We start from the raw sequence: 17,343 nt of genomic DNA on the forward strand, positions 1-17,343 counted from the left end.
CGACGCTCGCCCGTCGCGGCGACGCCCGTACTAGGGAAACCACGCGTGCGGCGGACCTTGTACGCCCCGGTCGCAGCGTGCTACCTTCCGGTGTGTTACCGGTATCAGTGTGCCGATCGCTCCCGTCGCCTCGCCGGCTTTTTTTTGCCACGGAATGTTATCGGTAACATCGATGCGTTAGAGGACTCGCCGGTACGAAGAAGACCTACACGAACAGGAGACAGACCGATGCCATCCATCACGCAGGCCGCTGCCGCACCGGCCGCGGCCGATTCGTCCGAAGACGCCCTTTACCGCAAGGTCATGCGGCGCATCCTGCCGTTGCTGTTGCTCTGCTACGTCGTGGCCTATCTGGATCGCGTCAACGTCGGCTTCGCGAAGCTGCAGATGCTCGACGACCTGAGCCTGAGCGACAGCGTCTATGCGCTCGGCGCGAGCATTTTCTTCTGGGGCTATTTCCTGTTCGAGATGCCCAGCAACCTGTTGCTGCACCGCTACGGCGCGCGCTTCTGGATCGCGCGGATCATGATCACGTGGGGCATCGTGTCGTCGTCGATGGCGTTCATCGTGCCGCTCGCGCAGTTCTTCCACGTGCAGACGACCACCATGTTCTACACGCTGCGTTTCCTGCTGGGGCTGTGCGAAGCCGGCTTTTTCCCCGGCGTCATCCTGTACATGAACTACTGGTTCCCGGCGCGCCGCCAGAGCGTGGCGATGTCGGGCTTCCTGGTGGCGATCCCGCTGAGCCTGACGCTGGGCAGCGTGGTGTCGGGCTGGCTGATGGAGCAGACGCACGGCCTGTCGGGCATGAGCGGCTGGCAATGGATGCTGCTGCTCGAAGGGCTGCCGTCGATCGTGGTGGCGTTCATCGTGCTGGCCTGCCTCGGCGACGGCCCGCAGTCGGCGAAATGGTTGTCCGCCGACGAAAAGGCGGTGCTGTCGCGCAACCTCGAATCCGAAGCCGCGCACAAGTCGCACAGCATCGGCGCCGCGCTGCGCAGCCCGTGCGTCTGGCTGCTCACCTTCATCCTGCTCACCTTCAATACCGGCTTCTACGGGCTGGCCTTCTGGCTGCCGTCGATCATTCGCGCGTCGGGCGTGCACAGCCCGCTGCACATCGGTGTACTGACGGCCATTCCGTACCTGACGGCGATCTTCGCGATGGTGTGGAACGCGTCGCACTCGCGCAAGACCGGCGAACGCCGCCTGCATGCGGCGATTCCCGCGCTGATCGGCGGCGTCTTTCTGATCCTGAGCGCGGCGTTTGCCCACAACGTGGCGCTGTCGATCGTATTCCTGACCATCGCCACGTGCGGCATCCTCGCGCTGATGCCGATCTACTGGACCTTTCCGGGGCAGATCCTGTCCGGCACGGCCGCGGCGGCCGGCATCGCGCTGATCAACTCGGTGGGGAACCTGTCCGGCTTCACGGGCTCGATGATCACCGGCGTCGCGAAACAGATGACCGGCGACATCAACAACGGGACCTATGCGCTGGGCGCCTGCCTGCTGATCAGTTGCGTGCTGATCGCGTCGATTCCGCGCGACATCCTGCGGCCGCCGGCGGGGCGGTAGGGCGTTCGCCCGGCGTCAGGTCCGACCGGGGCCGGGGCATCGCGCCGCCCCGGCGCCGGATGGATCGCGTCACGTGGAGTGATCTCGCGTGAGTGTGCTCGACCATCACGGACGGACTTTCGGACACCTCCAACCGGCGACGCGCTGCGCGCGATTCCGCTTTCTCGTGAGCAGCCGTCAGGCGCCGTCCAGTGCGAAGCGCACCTTGTCCCCGAGCGTGCGCAACCGCTCGACCGGTTCGTTCGCGAACACGAAACGGATATACGCGTCGCCGTGGGCAACGCCCCATCCGGCCATGGCCGTCGCGCATACGCCGTGGCGCAGCAATCGCTCCGACATCTGCGACCCGGTCAGGCCGAAATCGGACACGCGCAGCAGCATCGACCAGCCGCCCGCCGGCATGCCGAACGGGAGCCCCGACAGTTGGGCGGCGACCGTATCCCGCCGCCTCTCGAGTTCGCTCACGTAGCCAGGCAGATCGGATGCGGAATGGTCGAGCGCGACCGCCGCGGCCTCCTGCGCAATGCCGACCGGCACCACGACATTGGCGAGCGACACGGCCACGAGATCCGGAATCAGCCATTGCGGCGCGACGATCCAGCCGACCCGCCAGCCGATCATGCGCAGCTCTTTCGACGCCGCGCCGACCGTGACCGTACGCTCCGCCATGCCGGGCAGGCCGGCGGGATGGATGACCGTGCGTCCATCGAAGAGCAGCCGTTCCATCGCGCTGTCGAGGATCAGCAGCAGATCGTTCTGCACGCACAGGCTCGCGATCAGCTGCCAGTCGGACGCATCGAAGAAGCCGCCCGAAGGCATCGACGGAGACATCAGCAGCATGGCCCGCGTCTGCGGACCGATCGCTGCCCGCAGCGCGGCCTGGTCCAGCTTCCATTCGCCGCCCGGCGTGAAGACGAACGGTACTTGCCGGGGCACGCCGCCCGCAAGGCGGACGCGGTTCAGCAGACCTGCGTAGGTCGGATCGGTGACGATGACTTCGTCGCCGGTCTCGACGGTGGCGAGCAGCGTGTTCAGAATGCCGGAGAGCCCGCCCGCCGACACCACCACCTGGTCGGCCGTGAAGCGCTGCCCCGACAGCGCCGACACGTGGGCGGCAGCGCTCGCGCGTAGCAGATCCTGACCGACGAATGGCAAATAGGAGTTGGCCGAGTCTCGCTGGATGGCCTCTCGGGTGACGGCGAGCGCCTCCGAGGTGGGCGGGATGTCGGTATCGAGATTTTCGAGTCGCAAAAGGTCGACGTCGGCATGATCGGCGATCGAACCCATGCGATCGACGCCGATGCCGGCGATGTGCTGCAGGCGCACAGGACGGTGGTGGCGCATCGGAGCCTCCGATTTTGTTACAATTTAATAGATAATATATGCATGGTGGTCGGGATGAACTTTGAAGTCAAGGACGATCGCTCGCTGGCCGATCGGATCGCCGTCGCATTGGCGGACCGCATCATCTCCGGCGTCATCGCGCCGGGAGAGTGGCTGCGTCAGGACCACATCGCGGCAGAGTTCGGCGCGAGCCATGTGCCGGTACGCGAGGCGTTCCGACGGCTGGAAGCGCAGGGGCTGGCCGTGGTGGAGCCGCGACGCGGCGTGCGGGCGGCGCCGCTCGAGCCGGCGGACGTGCTCGAAATGGCCAAGATGCGCGCTGCTTTCGAGGCGCTGGCGCTGCGCGAGGCAATGCCCGCGCTCGACGCACGTGCGCTGGAGGAACTCGATGCGATCCTCGATCAGGAGTCGGCAGCGCACGGCATAGCCGTGCTCGGCACGCTGAACCTGAGGTTTCATCGCGCATTGACCGCGCGGTGCGGGATGCCGCGGCTCATCGACGCAATCGGCGACATGCATCGGGCCAGCTCACGGCATCTGTACGCGACGTGGCAGCAACTTGACTGGCAGGATCGCTCGAACGACGAGCATCGAAACATCGTTCAGGCGATACGCAATGGTGACGTGGACGCAGCGTGCGCGGCTTTGTCCGCGCACATTCTGGCGGCGGGGGATGCGCTGGCGCAGGCGTTGCGGAGGCGGTAAGGACAGAGATCGAGCCGGGCGGCATCGGCCGGTCCGAAAGGTGGGCTTTAAGAATGGCTAGTCTCTTCTCCGAGGCGGCTGCAGCCAAACGTCGGAGCATCCGGTCAGGAACGGTCATTGATTGTTCACGGAAATGCAAGTGTGATCCAACCTGCAGTGATAAACGCCGACGAATTGACCGTCCGGGCGGAAATGCCTTACTGCCACTTGCTTTGATGTGCACCTATGATTCAGTTCGTAGACGGCGGCAATCATGCAAGGCAACCGCGTGGAGCCCACGATGCGGGATCTCATACAAGGATTCATGCGACTCCCCAAACCGCCATCGATGTCGCAGTCGCACTATACTCGCTATCGACTGACGCTGGCCGCGCCCGATAAAATCCCCCGATAGCCATCGCTGCGAGTGGACAGCGTTTTCGCATGGCGTTTGAAGCGAACTTCCGGGACCGGATGAAGCCGGGAGGTTGGGGGGGCGATTGAGATTCTGCTCTTTGCCGACGAGTCACGTCATCTAGTCGATGTCAAAATAGACTATTGCGGAAACGGCGTGCCTATGCCTGAAAGTATAGATCTGGAAGTCATGCCTTATAACGTCTTCGTCAGCGAATCGCACACTTAGAATTGAGCGTGAATTCTCTCTACTGAGCAGATGGAGTGGATGCAATGGCCCGGCGACAGTCGATCGCGTTGGGCGGCAATCGGCCCAAACCGTACATTCGCAAAGTGGTGGTCACCCTGAATCTAAATACGCAAAGAAAGGTGAAGTCTGAAGATGCTGGAGCAAACATATAAGGCTCTTAAACCCACAAGGCTCGAGAAAATTTACGACCTCGTAAAGGCCGCAGGCGTAGATGTCGCTCTATGGGAAAAAAGCGTGGTGGACAATCGAGCACTGAACCCATATAGCAACAGCTATCGCAATTCACAATGGGCCTTTGGTGGTGGCAATGAGCCACTTGTAGCCTGCATCTGGTGGCGTGAGATTGCCATCAAGGACATCGGGCTTGTCCTGGAGGGAAGCTCCAAGGCCGACGTAGAGCGTATGAGCGACATCCTCGCAGTGAAGGGCAAAGACCCGAGTATTGCGATGAAGCTGCGCAACAAAATCACGAAGGCCCAGCAATTTGACCGGCTGGTGTCTGAAGCTTACAGAAAGCGCAAACCTGTCAGAACTGCCATTTTGGACGGCAAGCTCTCAGTAGATGACGAGTCCGACCCATCATCCGCAGAAGCTAGAGAGCTAGATCTTCTCGAATGGTTCGTACATGAGTATGACCCTTTTAGTGGTCGGTACCTCATGGTGCGTAATGTCCCGATGCCGTCAAGAATCGTTTCAGACCCATTTGATGATGCTGAGGACCCAGCAGATGACAAAGCATTCCAAGAGTTCATGAGCAACTCCCCTCTCAGCGAAACCGAGAAGGAAGCTGTAATCAAGACACGTGTTGGTCAAGGCTACTTCAGGGACCAGCTACTGAAACGATGGACAGGTTGCAGCGTCACAAAAGTCACTGAACCGTCTATCCTAGTTGCTTCGCACATCAAGCCTTGGCGGGAGTGCACCACTAGAGCAGAGCGACTTAGCCCAGACAATGGGCTACTGCTTTCACCAACACTGGACAAGCTCTTTGATCGAGGACTCATCTCATTTGACGAGAACAACCGCTACACGATTCTCATAAGCAAGAAGCTTGGGGCATTTCAGGCGAGTGAGATGCATCTTCTGAATCAGAAGATTCGCCCACACAGCTACGAGGGCATGAGGCCATACATGAAGTACCACCGCGAAAACGTGTTCATAGACAACATCGCACAGCAGTGATTCCCTGACTTGCACTTGCCTCGCTGTTTATCGTCCTTACCGGTCGCGGAAATGCTCCAGCAGCCCCTGCGTTACAAGATATGTGGTGTCTGCTATGGGTCGTTCAGACCCGTTCGTGTTGTTCCGCAACTGCAATTCACGGCCGTGTGCAGGTCCTGACGTCGGATCTGCGCGGGACTGCGAAATAACCCCCGCTTTTCACTACTCCGATCGTATACACGAGTTAATGCGGTGCACACACGTGACCTTGCTTGCAAGCACGGCGGCCGCGACCCTCGGCGCGACATCTTCACTCTGACCGACGACTCACGACAGGCTGCGCCGCATCCCCCGCACCTGCAGCCAAATGGCGGATATCAGGAAATAAAGCGCACCGACTCCCGCGTAGCCCGCGATCTTGACGATCGCGGGTGGCATCGGCGCATGGTTTTGGACAATGAAGAACAGCCCGGCCAACGCCGATTGCGCTCCGCTCAGGATCATCACCCACTGTGCGCCGGCATGCTTCCAGCGCCGCACGGCGGTGCCGAGCTGCAGCGCGCCGGAGAGCATCGCCCAGACGCCGAACACCGCAAGTACCGCGGACAGGCCCGCATTCAACGCCGGAAATACGGCCAGTGTCGTGACGACGCTGATCGCGACGTTGGCCGCCTGCGTGCGGTTTGCCGCCATCCCGCCGCTGCGGGACAGGTCGACGAAATTGGCGAGCGCATCCCAGGCCGGATAAACGACCAGCAGCACCGCCGCGCCGGCTGCGCTGTGCCGGCCGACGGAAAACGCCAGCGCGACCCAGATCAGCGAGAACACCGCGCGGGAAAAGTAGTACCGTTTCAGCCAGTGTTCGTCGGCAGGGGGACGGAATTCGGGGTAGCGGTCAATCATTTGCATTCCTTCATATATTGAATCGTCGTTCCGGCCGGCATGCAGGGCGTCCGCCATGCGGATTCGGATGCGGCGCCGACCGGATCTCCAGTGCGCCGAGTATCGCAATCGCCGGGGCCGGCCGCCATCGGTCAGATGTCCGATGGCCCATTCCACCGGCGGCAGGCTCTGGTCCAGGCGAACATCGCATCGGAGCGGCCCGCGGCGCGGCGCCGACGCGCATGCTCGTGCACGCCGCGACGCCGTCGCGTATGATCGTTTTCCCGCTCCCGCGAATGTCTCCGCCCGCCCGATGTCCGACGCCGAAGCCCGTCACGCCCCGCTGCGCATCGTCGACGCCGTACGCGCGCTGGCTTTCATCGGCGATCTCAGCATGGGCCAGCCGACCGACCATTCGCCACGCACGAGTTGGTTGGCGGCGCAGCTCGCGCACGCGGCGCGATTCGATGCAGCGGTGTGCGATACGGCCCGCGAGGTGGCGCTGTTGCGCTGGTCGGGCTGCACCGCGAATGCGGCGGGTTTCGCGCAGGTATTCGGCGACGACGTCGCGATCCGCGCCGCGATGCTCGAGAGCCGGCCCGGCATGGCCGAAGCGATCGGCGGCGCGGGCGTCGCGATGATCCCGCTCGCGCAGATTCATTGCGAAGTGTCGGGCGAGGTCGCGCGAATACTCGGTCTGTCCAACGCGACGGAAACCGCGCTGCGGCACATTTTCGAAAGCTGGGACGGCAACGGGCTGCCTGCGCGGCTCGCGCGGGAACAGGTGCCGGCCGCCGTATCGATCGTCGCGCTTGCGGGCGACCTCGACGTGTTCAGCCGCACCTACGGCATCGAACGGGCGCTCCAATTGATCGGCCAACGCGCGGGGGCGCGCTATCCGGCCGTGCTCGTCGAGACGGCCGAGCGTGACGCACCGCGCTGGCTGGCGGCGCTCGAGCACATGGCGCCCGCCGAGCTGGACGCCGCATTGGCCACGCCGGACATGCAGGGCGCGACGTCCGCCGAATTGATCGCGGACGTCATCGATCTGAAACTGCCGTGGATGACGGGCTTCTCGCGTTCGGTCGCCGCGACGGCGGCCGCGTGTTACGGCCGTCTCTCGCCGGACGAGGCCGCGCGCGAACGCGTGTACCGCGCCGGCCTGATTCACGGCATCGGCCGGGCCGCGGTACCGAACGACGTGTGGAACTTGCCGACGCGGCTGCCCGCGAGCGCCTGGGAAAAGGTGCGACTCGTGCCTTACTGGACCGAGCGCGCCGGCAGGCAGACCGGCGCGCTCGGCGAAGCCGCGGTGCTTGCGTCGTATGCCTACGAGCGGCAGGACGGCTCGGGTTATTTTCGCGGCGCGCGCGATGCGGCGCTGACGCTGGAGGCGCGCGTGCTCGCGGCGTCGCTGGCATGGGTAGCGTTGCGCTCGGCGCGTCCGTGGCGCGCGGCGCTGAGCGATGCGGCCGCCGCCGACCAGTTGCAGGAAGAAGCGGCCTGCGGCCGGCTCTGCGGCGACGTGGTGGCCGCGCTCGTGACGGGCGGAGCACCTGTGCCCCGGCGCATCGCGTCGGGCGCTGGACCGCGCCTGTCCGCTCGGGAAATCGACGTCCTGCGGGCGATCTCCCGCGGCGCGAGCAACAAGCAGGTCGCGCAGGCGCTCGCGATGAGTCCGAGCACGGTGCGCACCCATGTCGAGAAGGCGTTCCGCAAGCTCGAATGTTCGACACGCGCCGCGGCGACCCTCAAGGCGTCGGCGCTGGGGTTGCTCTGACGCCATCCACGACGCGGATTCGCTTGCGTGCGCGCGCGGATGCGCGAGAACACGTGCGTGATGTGCCGATCGGGTTCGATATCGGTGAGCGCATCGATATCGGCCATGACATCTGCCGTCTTCGCGGCAGCGAACGCGGCGTCCAGCGCCGCGCTGTTTACAGGCGACGACGGGCGATTACGGCCGTTTGCGTTCAGGGCCGAAGCCCGGACGGACGGCGGCCCGCATCGACGGGTGCGCGGCGGGTGCGCGGGCGAGCGAGATGCCCAGCGCGGCGCCGATGGCGAGGAACAGCGAGATCGACAGGAGTGCGACGATGAACGCGTGCGCGATGGCCGCCGGGTCCTGGCGCGTGCCGAGCGTCGTATAGAAAATGCCGCCGATGATCGCCACGCTGAGCGACGTGCTGACCTGCAGCGTCGAGCTGGCGATGCCGGCGATCATGCCGGACAGCGCCGGTGCGACGCGCCCCGTCACCATGCGCATCAGCGTCGGCAGCGCGAGCCCTTGTCCGAACCCGATGACGAAGAGCGCGGCGGCGAGCGGCACGGCAGCGAGCGGCATCCCGACCGGCGTGGCATCGATCAACCCCGCGAGGCCGACGAGCCCGACGATCTCCAGCCCCATGCCGAACGGATTGACGTAAGCGCCGATGACACGTGTGCAGAACGGCGTCGACAACGGGCCGAGCAGGAACCCGACGCCGAACGGCAAGAACACGAGGCCCGCGCTCAGCGCGTCGACGTGCAGCGCATTCTGCAGATACACCGAGAACAGCAGGAAGAACGCGCCGATCGAGTACAGCAGCAGCGCGATCAGCAACGCGCGGCCCAGCCCCGGTGCGCGCAGCGCGGCCGGATCGAGCAGCGGTGCGCCGCCGCGGCGGCCGAGCCGGCGCTCGTAGCGCCAGAAGAACGCGGCGAGGGCGGGCACCGCGAGCAGCGACCCCCATGCCCATACCGGCCAGCCTGCTTCGCGCCCCTCGATCAGCGGCACGATCAGCGCGCCCAGCGTCAGCATCGACAGCGCGGTGCCGCCGAGGTCGAGCTTGCGCGCATGCTGCGCCCGCGTTTCCTTCAACAGCGGAATCCCGAACAGGACGACCAGCATCGCCAGCGGCAGGTTGACGAGGAAGATCGTGCGCCAGCCCAGGTTCAACAGATTCAACGAGATCAGGATCCCGCCGAGCGCCTGCCCGACCACGGCCGCGAGGCCGAATACCGCGCCGTACAAGCTGAGCGCGAGCGGCTTTTCCGGTTCCGGAAAGATCGCCTGGATCGACGCGAGCGCCTGCGGCGCCATGATCGCGGCCGTCACGCCCTGCAACGCGCGGCCGACGATGAGCGTCCACGGCGAACTCGCGAGGCCGCACAGCGTCGAGGCGATCGCAAAGCCGATCAACCCGAGGAAAAACACGCGGCCGCGGCCGAACAGGTCGCCCAATCGCCCGCCGGTGATCAGCGTCACCGCGTACAGGCCCGCATACGATGAAATGACGAGTTGCTCGGCCGACGACGAGGCGCCCAGTTCCGCGCGGATCGACGGCAGCGCGACATTGACGATGAAGAAATCCAGCGGCGGCAGGAACGCGCCGACGAGCAGGACCGAAAACATCGCCCAGCGACGCGGGTCGGGTGAAACGGGGTCATTCCGTGACATGGGCGGCTCTCCATACGGAACCAATCAGTTCCAAATCGGGTAAAAAAATATCAGTCGAGAATGCGCATCGTGCGATCGACCAACGCGAGCACGTCGGGCTCGGACATACCGGTTTTGCCCAGCACGCGCATGCCCTCGATCTGGCAGACGAGCAAACGCGCCAGCACCTGTTCGTCCTGCTCGGCGATCTCGCCGCTCGCCTGGCCGCGGACGATCGCACCGGCATAGAGCTGCTGCAGCCGCCGGAACATGCGCCCGGTGCGTTCCGCGACATCCGCGTCGCGCGCGGCCAGTTCGGTGGTCATCGCGACCGCGAGACATCCGCGCCGGCCCGCGTCGCCAACGGACAGGCGCGCATAGCGCAGCAGTGAATCGCGAATCGCATCCTTCACGGCACCGGGTTGCGACAGGATGTCGGCGGTCGCCTTGAGCCCGTCGGCCATGTACAGGTCGAGCGCCGCCAGCAGCAGCGCCTTCTTGTCGCCGAACGCCTTGTAGAGACTGCCGCGCGACAAGCCCGTGCCGGCGATCAGGTCGGGCAGGGACGCGCCTTCGTAGCCGCGATCCCAGAAAACGTCCATCGCGTCGCGCGCGGCGTCGCCCAGTTCGAATTCGCGGGGACGGCCCACGCCAGCCGGATTTGCCATTGATCGGTTTCGCCATCGATGCGGTGCCAAAGTTGGATGCATTATATGGACCGATCGGTTCCGATGTCAATGCGCGTGGCCGGACCGGACACGGCGACGGCCGTCCTTGCGGACGGCGCGGGTTCATCCGCTCAGTCGAGCCCGCCCTGGCACAGGTACTTGATGGACAGGTAATCGTCGAGGCCGTAGCGCGAGCCTTCGCGGCCGTAGCCCGATTCCTTCACGCCGCCGAACGGCGCGGCCTCGCTCGCGAGCGCGCCTTCGTTGATGCCGACGATGCCCGTTTCGAGCCGCGCCGACACGCGCGCGATGCGCCGCACGTCCTGCGTGTAGAAATAGGCGGCGAGCCCGAACGGCGTGTCGTTCGCGGCGGCGACCGCTTCGTCCTCGGACGCGAAGCGAAACAGCGCGGCGATCGGGCCGAAGGTTTCCTCGCAGGTGAGCTGCATGTCGGCGGTCGCGTCGACGAGCACCGTCGGCGCGTAATAGTTCGCACCGAGCTCGGTCAGGCGCTTGCCGCCCGTGAGCACGCGCGCGCCGCGTTCGATCGCATCGCCGACGTGGCGTGCGATCTTGTCGACCGCGCGCGCGTTGATCATCGGGCCGATCTGCGCGGCCGGGTCGGTCGCCGGCGCGACCTTCAGCGCGGCGACGCGCGCGGCGAGCTTCGCGGCGAACGCGTCGTAGACACCGGCCTGCACGTACACGCGATTCGGCGACACGCAGGTCTGCCCGCCGTTGCGGAACTTGGCGGCCATCAGCCCGTCGACCGCGGCATCGAGTTCGGCGTCGTCGAACACGATGAACGGCGCATTGCCGCCGAGCTCCAGCGACAATTTCTTCAACGTCGCCGCCGATTCGCGCGCGAGCAGCTTGCCGACCGGCGTCGAGCCGGTGAACGTGATCTTGCGCACGCGGCCGTCGGCGAGCCAGTCGGCCGCCGCGTCGACGCCGCGCTCGCGCGACGCGGCGATCAGGTTCAGCACGCCGGCCGGCACGCCGGCTTCCTGCGCGAGCAACGCGAGCGCGAGCGCGGTCAGCGGCGTGTCCTCCGCCGGCTTCGCGACCACCGTGCAGCCGGCCGCGAGGGCCGGCGCGATCTTGCGCGCGATCATCGCGAGCGGGAAATTCCACGGCGTGATCGCGGCGACGATGCCGATCGGCTCCTTCACCGCGCTCAAGCGCTTGCCGCGCTGCTGCTGCGGGATCAGGTCGCCGTACGTGCGCGTCGCTTCCTCCGCGAACCACAGCACGTACGACGCACCGTACGCAACTTCGCCACGCGCCTCGGCCAGCGGCTTGCCCTGTTCGCGCGACATCAGCTTCGCGAGATCGTCGGTGTGCGCCACGATCGCCGCATGCCAGGCACGCAGGATCGCGGCGCGTTCGCGCGCGGGCGTCGCACGCCACGCGGGCAGCGCGCGGGCTGCCGCGTCGGTCGCCGCGCGTGCGTCGGCGGCGCCGCTGTCGGGTACGTGGGCAACGGTTTCGAGCGTGGCGGGATCGGTGACGGCGAAGCGGCGGCCGTCGAGCGCATCGCGCCAGTTGCCGTCGATCAGGTTGGCGGTGCGAACGAGTTCGGTGCGGGACAGCGTAAGCGGCATGACAGATCCTTGAATGAGGCGGTTCGGCGACGCTGGCTGAGCGGTGCGGACGCGCGGCTACCCCGCGCGGACAGCGGGCTGCCGCGTTCGGGGGGGACGCACGCCGCGTGTCAGTGACGTTCGCCGAACAGCGATTCGAGCGGGTAGTGCCGTTTGACGAACGGCGACTTGATGATCACGTAACTGAAATACTTCTCGATGCCGATGTTCTGCTCGAGCAGCCCTTCGACGATCGTCTGGTAATGGCTCACGCTGCGCGTGATGAACTTCAGCAGATAGTCGTAGCCGCCGCTCGCGAGGTGGCATTCGACGATCTCGTCGACGGTGCGGATCGCCGCGACGAAGCGGTCGAAATCCTCGCGCCGATGATCGGCCAGCGTAACCTCGGTAAATACGACCTGCACGTCGCCGAGTTTCTCGAGCTGGATGTGCGCGCCGTAGCCGCCGATGTAGCCGGCCTTCTCGAGCCGCTTCACGCGGATCAGGCACGGACTGGGCGACAGCCCGACCGCATCGGCCAGCTCGACGTTGGTCATGCGGCCGCGCTTTTGCAACTGGGAGAGGATGCGCAGGTCGATGCGATCCAGCTTGCTGTCCGTCATGTTCACGTGAAAGAGCAAAAATGGAATGTCCGGTTACTTTAGAGACGAACGATGACCGCTACAAGCCCGGCTTTCCCTTGGCCCGTCAGGCCGGTTGCGCATGCGCGGCGTCGAGCGCGCGCTGCACGCCGGAATCCGCCAGCACGTCGTCGAGCGTCTTGCGCACGCGTTCGAACATCAGGTCGAACTCGCCGGCAGTGAAGCTCAGCGCCGGCGCAAAGCCGAGCACGCCGTCGCCGAACGCGCGGAACACCACGCCGTTCGCGTAGGCGGCGGCCGCGATCCGGTCCGGCACGTTCAGCGCCGGGTCGAAGCGCGTCTTGCGTGCCTTGTCGGCGACCAGTTCGAGCGCGCCGAGCAGGCCGACCGAGCGCGCGTCGCCAACGAGCGGATGCGCGCGCAGCGCGTCGAGCCCCGCGGCGAAGCGCGGCGCCAGCGCCTGGCCGTTCGCGAGCAGCCCGCCTTCGTGATAGAGCTTCAGCACTTCGAGGCCGATCGCCGCGCTCACCGGATGCGCGGAATACGTATAGCCGTGGCCGACCGCGGGCGCATCGGCGCGGTGGCCCGCGATCCCTTCGTAGATTTCGTCGGACATCAGCACCGCGCCCATCGGCGCATAGCCGGCGGTCAGCCCCTTCGCGACGGTCATCAGGTCCGGATCGACCTGTTCGGCCTCGCACGCGAACAGCGGGCCGGTGCGGCCGAAGCCGGTGATCACCTCGTCCGCGACGAACAGGATGCCGAGGCGCCGGCACGCGTCGCGCATCGCCTTCAGCCAGCCGGCCGGCGGCACGATCACGCCGCCGGAACCCTGCACCGGCTCGCAGAAGAACGCGGCGACATTGTCCGCGCCCAGTTCGGCGACCTTCGCTTCGAGCGCGGCGACCGACGCGGCGATCAGCGCCTGCGGATCGTCGCCGAGCGGATGGCGGTACGGGTAGGGCGACGGAATATGGTGCTGGTCCGCACGCGGCAGGTCGAAATGACGGTGAAACGCCGGCAGCGCGGTGAGGCCGGCGCCGATCGACGACGAGCCGTGATAACCGCGCTCCAGCGCGATCATCTGCTTTTTCGACGGACGGCCGGTCGCGTTGAAATAGTGCGTGATGAAGCGCACGGCGGAGTCGATCGCGTCCGAGCCGCCGAGCGTGAAGTACACGCGGTTCAGCGACGGCGGCGCGAGCGCGGCGAGCCGTTCGGCGAGCTCGATCGCCGGCTGCGAGCCGAAATGGAAATAGCCGGTTGCGTAGGGCAGCTTGGCCAGCTGGTCGGCGGCGGCTTTCACGATGCTGTCGCGGCCGTAGCCGACGTTGACGCACCACAGGCCCGAGAACGCGTCGAGCAGCGTATGGCCCGCGGCATCGCGCAGGAACACGCCGTCCGCGGATTCCAGCACGGTGACGCCGCGCGCCTCGTGCGCACGGTAGTTGACGACGGGGTGGATCAGGTGTTGACGATCGGCTTCGATCAGCGCGGCTTGGTTCATGGGAAGGCGGGACTCTCGTCAGGTGTCAGCGGTGAGTTCATGCTAACGGGCAAGCCATCCGCATGCGTCTTCAATTTGCGGTCCGAAACGTATGCGCGCGGCGTTTGCACCGGGCGCTTCGGCATTTTCTGCTGCGCGCCCCGCAGACCGGGCCCGCACGTCAGTAGCCGCGTGCGCGATCGACGACGCCGATCATCGGTTGTCCCGCGCGATGGCGCGCGAGATTCGCGAGCACCGCGTCGACCGCGGTGTCGGGCCGCGTCGCGCTGGCGATGTGCGGCGTGATGCGAATGCGCGGATGCGTCCAGAACGGATGGCCGGCCGGCAACGGTTCGGGGTCCGTCACGTCCAGGATCGCGCTGTCGAGCCGGCCGCTCGCGAGCGCCGCGAGCAGCGCGGGCGCATCGAGCTGCGGGCCGCGCCCGACCTGCACCAGCGACGCGCCGGCCGGCAGCGCGTCGAACACGCGCGCGCCGAGCAGGCCGCGCGTGCCGTCGGTGAGCGGCAGCAGGCAGATCAGGATGTCGGTGCGGGCGAGGAACGCGTCGAGCGCGGCATCGCCTGCATGACAGTCGACGCCGTCGAGCGTGCGCGGCGTGCGGCTCCAGCCCGCGCACGGGAAGCCGAAGCGCCGCAGCGTGTCGAGCACGGCCTGGCCGAGCGTGCCGAGCCCGAGCACGCCGATGCGTCGCGACGCGGCCGCGCGCACGGGGCGCTCGCGCCACACCTGGTCGCGCTGCTGCGCCGCGTAGTCGAACAGGTCGCGATGGATCGTCAGCACGGCCTGCGTCACGTATTCGACCATTCCTTCGACGATACCCGGCTCGATCATCCGCACGACGGGGATGTGCGGCGGCACGCGCGACAGGTCGAACTGATCGATGCCGGCGCCGACCGAGAACACGACTTCGAGGTTCGGCAACAGCGCGACCGGATCGTCCGGCGGCTGCCATGCGGCGAGATAGCGGACGGCGTCGGCGTCGCCGAGGTCCGGCCAGATCCGGAACGGCAGGTCGGGCGCGCGTTGCGCGAAGCGCGCCGCCCACTGCGCGCCGCGCACCGGGTCGGCCTTGTAGAGAAAACTCATCGTGCGCCCCGCTCAGCCGAGCGCCTGGTTCACGATCGCGAACGCGCGCAGCGCCGGGTCGCGTGGCGGCGTCGTGCCGCGCGCCATCGCGACGACCGTATCGACGCGCGGCAGCCCGAGCCCCTGCAGCCAGTCCGACAGTCCGCTGTCGCCCGGCACGTCGAGCCGCACGAACATGCCCTCGTGCAGCGCGAGCCAATGGCTGATCAGCGCTTGCGCGCGCAGCGCATCCGGCGCGATCACCGGGCCGATCACGTGGCCGCGGCCGAACCGGCGGAACAGCGCGAAACCGAGCAGCTCGCCGTCGCGGTCGAGCGCGATCCCGTTCGCGACGTCGAGCAGCGCATCGATCACCGCACCGCGTTCGTAGCCGGCCGCGCGCGACGCGAGCGCGGCGAGCCGCGGGCCGTCGTTGGTGCCGAGCGGGCGCAGGCGCTCGCCGGGCGGCAGCGAGATCAGCGGCGGCTGGAACGCGGCGCCCTGGTGCTGATCGATCGTATCGATGACGTCGAAGCCGAACTTCGCGTACAGCGGCTCGCCGGCCGGCGTCGCATGCAGAAACACGGTCCGCGTGCCGAAGCTGTCGACCACGCGGGTGAGCAGTTCGCGGCCGATGCCGCAGCCCTGGCGCTCGGGCGACACGATGACCATGCCGAGCGACGCGTGCGATTCGCCGAAGCGCCAGCCGAGCGCGGTGCCGACGATGCCGGTTTCGTCCTCGGCGACGAAGCCGCTGCCGAGCTGGAATACGAAGCGCCAGTCGTCGAGCCGGTGCGGCCACTTGACTGCTTCGGACAGTCGATGGGCGGCGGGCAGGTCGGCTTCGGTGAACGGGCGATAGATGAGCGTGCGGGAAGGATTGAGGTCGGACACGCCGGACTCCGGATGGGTGGAAATGACCTGTTCACTCTGCCAGCGCGGCGGCGGCACGGATAGGACGATTCGCCTGTTTTCCGGGGGCGGCCTGGCGCCCGGGATCGATGCCGATCCGCTCGGCCGGCACGAACGCATCCGCCCGTCGTGCCGGTGCGTCACATGAACTCGATCGTTCCTGCCGCGAGCGTGCCGCTACGACGAAAGCGCGATGTCGCGGCCGTTGCGGCGGGCCGCAGCGGCCGGCGACGCCGGACGCGCCGCATATCGTGCTGCCCGCGCCGCGCAACACGCGACGATTCTGCGTTTCGGACGGCGCCAAACGACGCGCGCGGGGCTTTTTGCCCTGATTCAATTTCGTACAACCCAGCCCGTCCCCGGCCCGCCGGGGCTTCACACCGACAGGACGTCATCATGATCCAGTTTGAACCGAAGTACATCACCTTCGACTGTTACGGCACGCTGACCCATTTCCGGATGGCCGAGACGGCGCGCGAAATCTATGCGGACCGGTTGTCGCCGGCCGCGATGGAGGCATTCGTGCGCGCGTTCGCCGCCTATCGGCTCGACGAGGTGCTCGGTGCGTGGAAGCCGTATCGCGACGTCGTCGTCAACGCGATCCGCCGCACCTGCGCGCGGGTCGGCGTGACGTTCGACGAAGCCGAGACCGAGCTGTTCTATCGTGCGGTGCCGAGCTGGGGCCCGCATCCGGACGTGCCCGCCGGGCTGTCACGGCTGGCGACGAAGTACAAGCTCGTGATCCTGTCGAACGCGATGGACGAGCAGATCATGAGCAACGTCGACAAGCTCGGCGCACCGTTCCACGCGGTGTTCACCGCGCAGCAGGCGCAATCGTACAAGCCGCGGATGCAGGGCTTCGAATACATGTTCGACAAGCTCGGCTGCAAGCCCGAGGACGTGCTGCACGTGTCGTCGAGCCTGCGCTACGACCTGATGACGGCCGAGGATCTGGGAATCAGGCACAAGGCCTTCGTGAATCGCGGCCACGAGCCGGGCACGCCGTTCTACAACTATTACGAAGTGTCGGACATCGGCCAGCTCGCGACGCAGCTCGGGCTGTAAGCGACGCGTTTCCCCGGTGCGGTGCCGCGCACGCGTGGTGCCGCCCGTCGCGATCCCGGGAGAAACACGCGCAATGCGGCAGGCGGCCGGTGTCGCCACGTCGCCACGTCGCCACGTCGCGCGAGCCTGCACGCATTCGCGTCGCGCCCTCGGGATCAACGCGTCGATGCCGGCGAACAATCCTCTGAACTTTCACTTACGCGCCGGCATGC

At 66.5% G+C, this 17,343-nt stretch carries 14 protein-coding genes; 5 read left to right on the forward strand and 9 right to left on the reverse strand.

What is annotated here, in order from left to right; genetic code table 11:
- Window positions 1-228: 228 nt before the first annotated feature.
- Window positions 229-1,575, forward strand: a complete 1,347-nt coding sequence (locus tag KU887_RS32280; protein ID WP_258258823.1) for an MFS transporter — start codon at window positions 229-231, stop codon at window positions 1,573-1,575.
- Window positions 1,576-1,752: 177 nt separating this feature from the next.
- Here KU887_RS32280 and KU887_RS32285 read toward each other — a convergent pair whose 3' ends face one another.
- Window positions 1,753-2,919: a pyridoxal phosphate-dependent aminotransferase gene (locus KU887_RS32285; RefSeq protein WP_058903935.1), complete on the reverse strand. Its 1,167-nt coding sequence runs from the start codon at window positions 2,917-2,919 to the stop codon at window positions 1,753-1,755.
- Between the two features lie 54 nt (window positions 2,920-2,973).
- On the opposite strand from KU887_RS32285, the gene KU887_RS32290 reads away from it, so the two are divergent.
- Both KU887_RS32290 and KU887_RS32295 read left to right on the forward strand, forming a co-directional pair.
- On the forward strand, window positions 2,974-3,624 hold the full coding sequence (locus KU887_RS32290; protein ID WP_231883193.1) for a GntR family transcriptional regulator: 651 nt from the start codon (window positions 2,974-2,976) through the stop codon (window positions 3,622-3,624).
- Between the two features lie 775 nt (window positions 3,625-4,399).
- Window positions 4,400-5,449: an HNH endonuclease gene (locus KU887_RS32295; protein ID WP_258258824.1), complete on the forward strand. Its 1,050-nt coding sequence runs from the start codon at window positions 4,400-4,402 to the stop codon at window positions 5,447-5,449.
- Between the two features lie 306 nt (window positions 5,450-5,755).
- Here the strand turns inward: KU887_RS32295 and KU887_RS32300 are convergent, their stop codons facing one another.
- On the reverse strand, window positions 5,756-6,331 hold the full coding sequence (locus tag KU887_RS32300; protein ID WP_258258830.1) for a DUF308 domain-containing protein: 576 nt from the start codon (window positions 6,329-6,331) through the stop codon (window positions 5,756-5,758).
- Between the two features lie 292 nt (window positions 6,332-6,623).
- Here KU887_RS32300 and KU887_RS32305 point away from each other — a divergent pair, with 292 nt between their 5' ends.
- Window positions 6,624-8,090, forward strand: a complete 1,467-nt coding sequence (locus KU887_RS32305; RefSeq protein WP_258258825.1) for an HD domain-containing phosphohydrolase — start codon at window positions 6,624-6,626, stop codon at window positions 8,088-8,090.
- A 177-nt stretch (window positions 8,091-8,267) separates the two neighbouring features.
- On the opposite strand, the gene KU887_RS32310 is transcribed toward KU887_RS32305, so the two are convergent.
- The 7 genes from KU887_RS32310 to KU887_RS32340 all read right to left on the reverse strand — a co-directional run bounded on the left by KU887_RS32310 (window position 8,268) and on the right by KU887_RS32340 (window position 16,048).
- Complete coding sequence (locus tag KU887_RS32310; protein ID WP_080322679.1) at window positions 8,268-9,749, reverse strand: MFS transporter; 1,482 nt, start codon at window positions 9,747-9,749, stop codon at window positions 8,268-8,270.
- 50 nt (window positions 9,750-9,799) lie between these two features.
- Window positions 9,800-10,396, reverse strand: a complete 597-nt coding sequence (locus KU887_RS32315; protein ID WP_006483275.1) for a TetR/AcrR family transcriptional regulator — start codon at window positions 10,394-10,396, stop codon at window positions 9,800-9,802.
- A gap of 131 nt (window positions 10,397-10,527) precedes the next feature.
- Complete coding sequence (locus KU887_RS32320) at window positions 10,528-12,000, reverse strand: NAD-dependent succinate-semialdehyde dehydrogenase (protein WP_006493468.1); 1,473 nt, start codon at window positions 11,998-12,000, stop codon at window positions 10,528-10,530.
- 110 nt (window positions 12,001-12,110) lie between these two features.
- A complete protein-coding gene (locus KU887_RS32325; protein ID WP_034178445.1) occupies window positions 12,111-12,602 on the reverse strand; it encodes an Lrp/AsnC family transcriptional regulator in 492 nt (163 codons plus the stop codon).
- An 85-nt stretch (window positions 12,603-12,687) separates the two neighbouring features.
- Window positions 12,688-14,088 carry an aspartate aminotransferase family protein gene (locus KU887_RS32330; RefSeq protein WP_241277091.1) on the reverse strand — a complete coding sequence of 467 codons (1,401 nt, stop codon included), beginning with the start codon at window positions 14,086-14,088 and terminating at the stop codon, window positions 12,688-12,690.
- Window positions 14,089-14,248: 160 nt separating this feature from the next.
- Window positions 14,249-15,175 carry a glyoxylate/hydroxypyruvate reductase A gene (locus KU887_RS32335; protein WP_006498158.1) on the reverse strand — a complete coding sequence of 309 codons (927 nt, stop codon included), beginning with the start codon at window positions 15,173-15,175 and terminating at the stop codon, window positions 14,249-14,251.
- 12 nt (window positions 15,176-15,187) lie between these two features.
- Complete coding sequence (locus KU887_RS32340; RefSeq protein WP_006482807.1) at window positions 15,188-16,048, reverse strand: GNAT family N-acetyltransferase; 861 nt, start codon at window positions 16,046-16,048, stop codon at window positions 15,188-15,190.
- Between the two features lie 414 nt (window positions 16,049-16,462).
- On the opposite strand from KU887_RS32340, the gene KU887_RS32345 reads away from it, so the two are divergent.
- Window positions 16,463-17,131, forward strand: coding sequence for a haloacid dehalogenase type II (locus KU887_RS32345; RefSeq protein WP_258258826.1), 669 nt, complete (start codon window positions 16,463-16,465; stop codon window positions 17,129-17,131).
- The last annotated feature ends 212 nt before the right edge of the window (window positions 17,132-17,343 follow it).

The sequence above is a fragment of the Burkholderia sp. EMB26 genome (assembly GCF_024730645.1).
GTDB classification, from domain to species: Bacteria; Pseudomonadota; Gammaproteobacteria; order Burkholderiales; family Burkholderiaceae; genus Burkholderia; species Burkholderia cenocepacia.

Coding starts and splice junctions, on each gene's coding strand:
- KU887_RS32280 (WP_258258823.1), top strand. CDS start 229: ATGCCATCCATCACGCAGGCCGCTGCCGCACCGGCCGCGGCCGATTCG.
- KU887_RS32285 (WP_058903935.1), bottom strand. CDS start 2,919: ATGCGCCACCACCGTCCTGTGCGCCTGCAGCACATCGCCGGCATCGGC.
- KU887_RS32290 (WP_231883193.1), top strand. CDS start 2,974: ATGAACTTTGAAGTCAAGGACGATCGCTCGCTGGCCGATCGGATCGCC.
- KU887_RS32295 (WP_258258824.1), top strand. CDS start 4,400: ATGCTGGAGCAAACATATAAGGCTCTTAAACCCACAAGGCTCGAGAAA.
- KU887_RS32300 (WP_258258830.1), bottom strand. CDS start 6,331: ATGATTGACCGCTACCCCGAATTCCGTCCCCCTGCCGACGAACACTGG.
- KU887_RS32305 (WP_258258825.1), top strand. CDS start 6,624: ATGTCCGACGCCGAAGCCCGTCACGCCCCGCTGCGCATCGTCGACGCC.
- KU887_RS32310 (WP_080322679.1), bottom strand. CDS start 9,749: ATGTCACGGAATGACCCCGTTTCACCCGACCCGCGTCGCTGGGCGATG.
- KU887_RS32315 (WP_006483275.1), bottom strand. CDS start 10,396: ATGGCAAATCCGGCTGGCGTGGGCCGTCCCCGCGAATTCGAACTGGGC.
- KU887_RS32320 (WP_006493468.1), bottom strand. CDS start 12,000: ATGCCGCTTACGCTGTCCCGCACCGAACTCGTTCGCACCGCCAACCTG.
- KU887_RS32325 (WP_034178445.1), bottom strand. CDS start 12,602: ATGACGGACAGCAAGCTGGATCGCATCGACCTGCGCATCCTCTCCCAG.
- KU887_RS32330 (WP_241277091.1), bottom strand. CDS start 14,088: ATGAACCAAGCCGCGCTGATCGAAGCCGATCGTCAACACCTGATCCAC.
- KU887_RS32335 (WP_006498158.1), bottom strand. CDS start 15,175: ATGAGTTTTCTCTACAAGGCCGACCCGGTGCGCGGCGCGCAGTGGGCG.
- KU887_RS32345 (WP_258258826.1), top strand. CDS start 16,463: ATGATCCAGTTTGAACCGAAGTACATCACCTTCGACTGTTACGGCACG.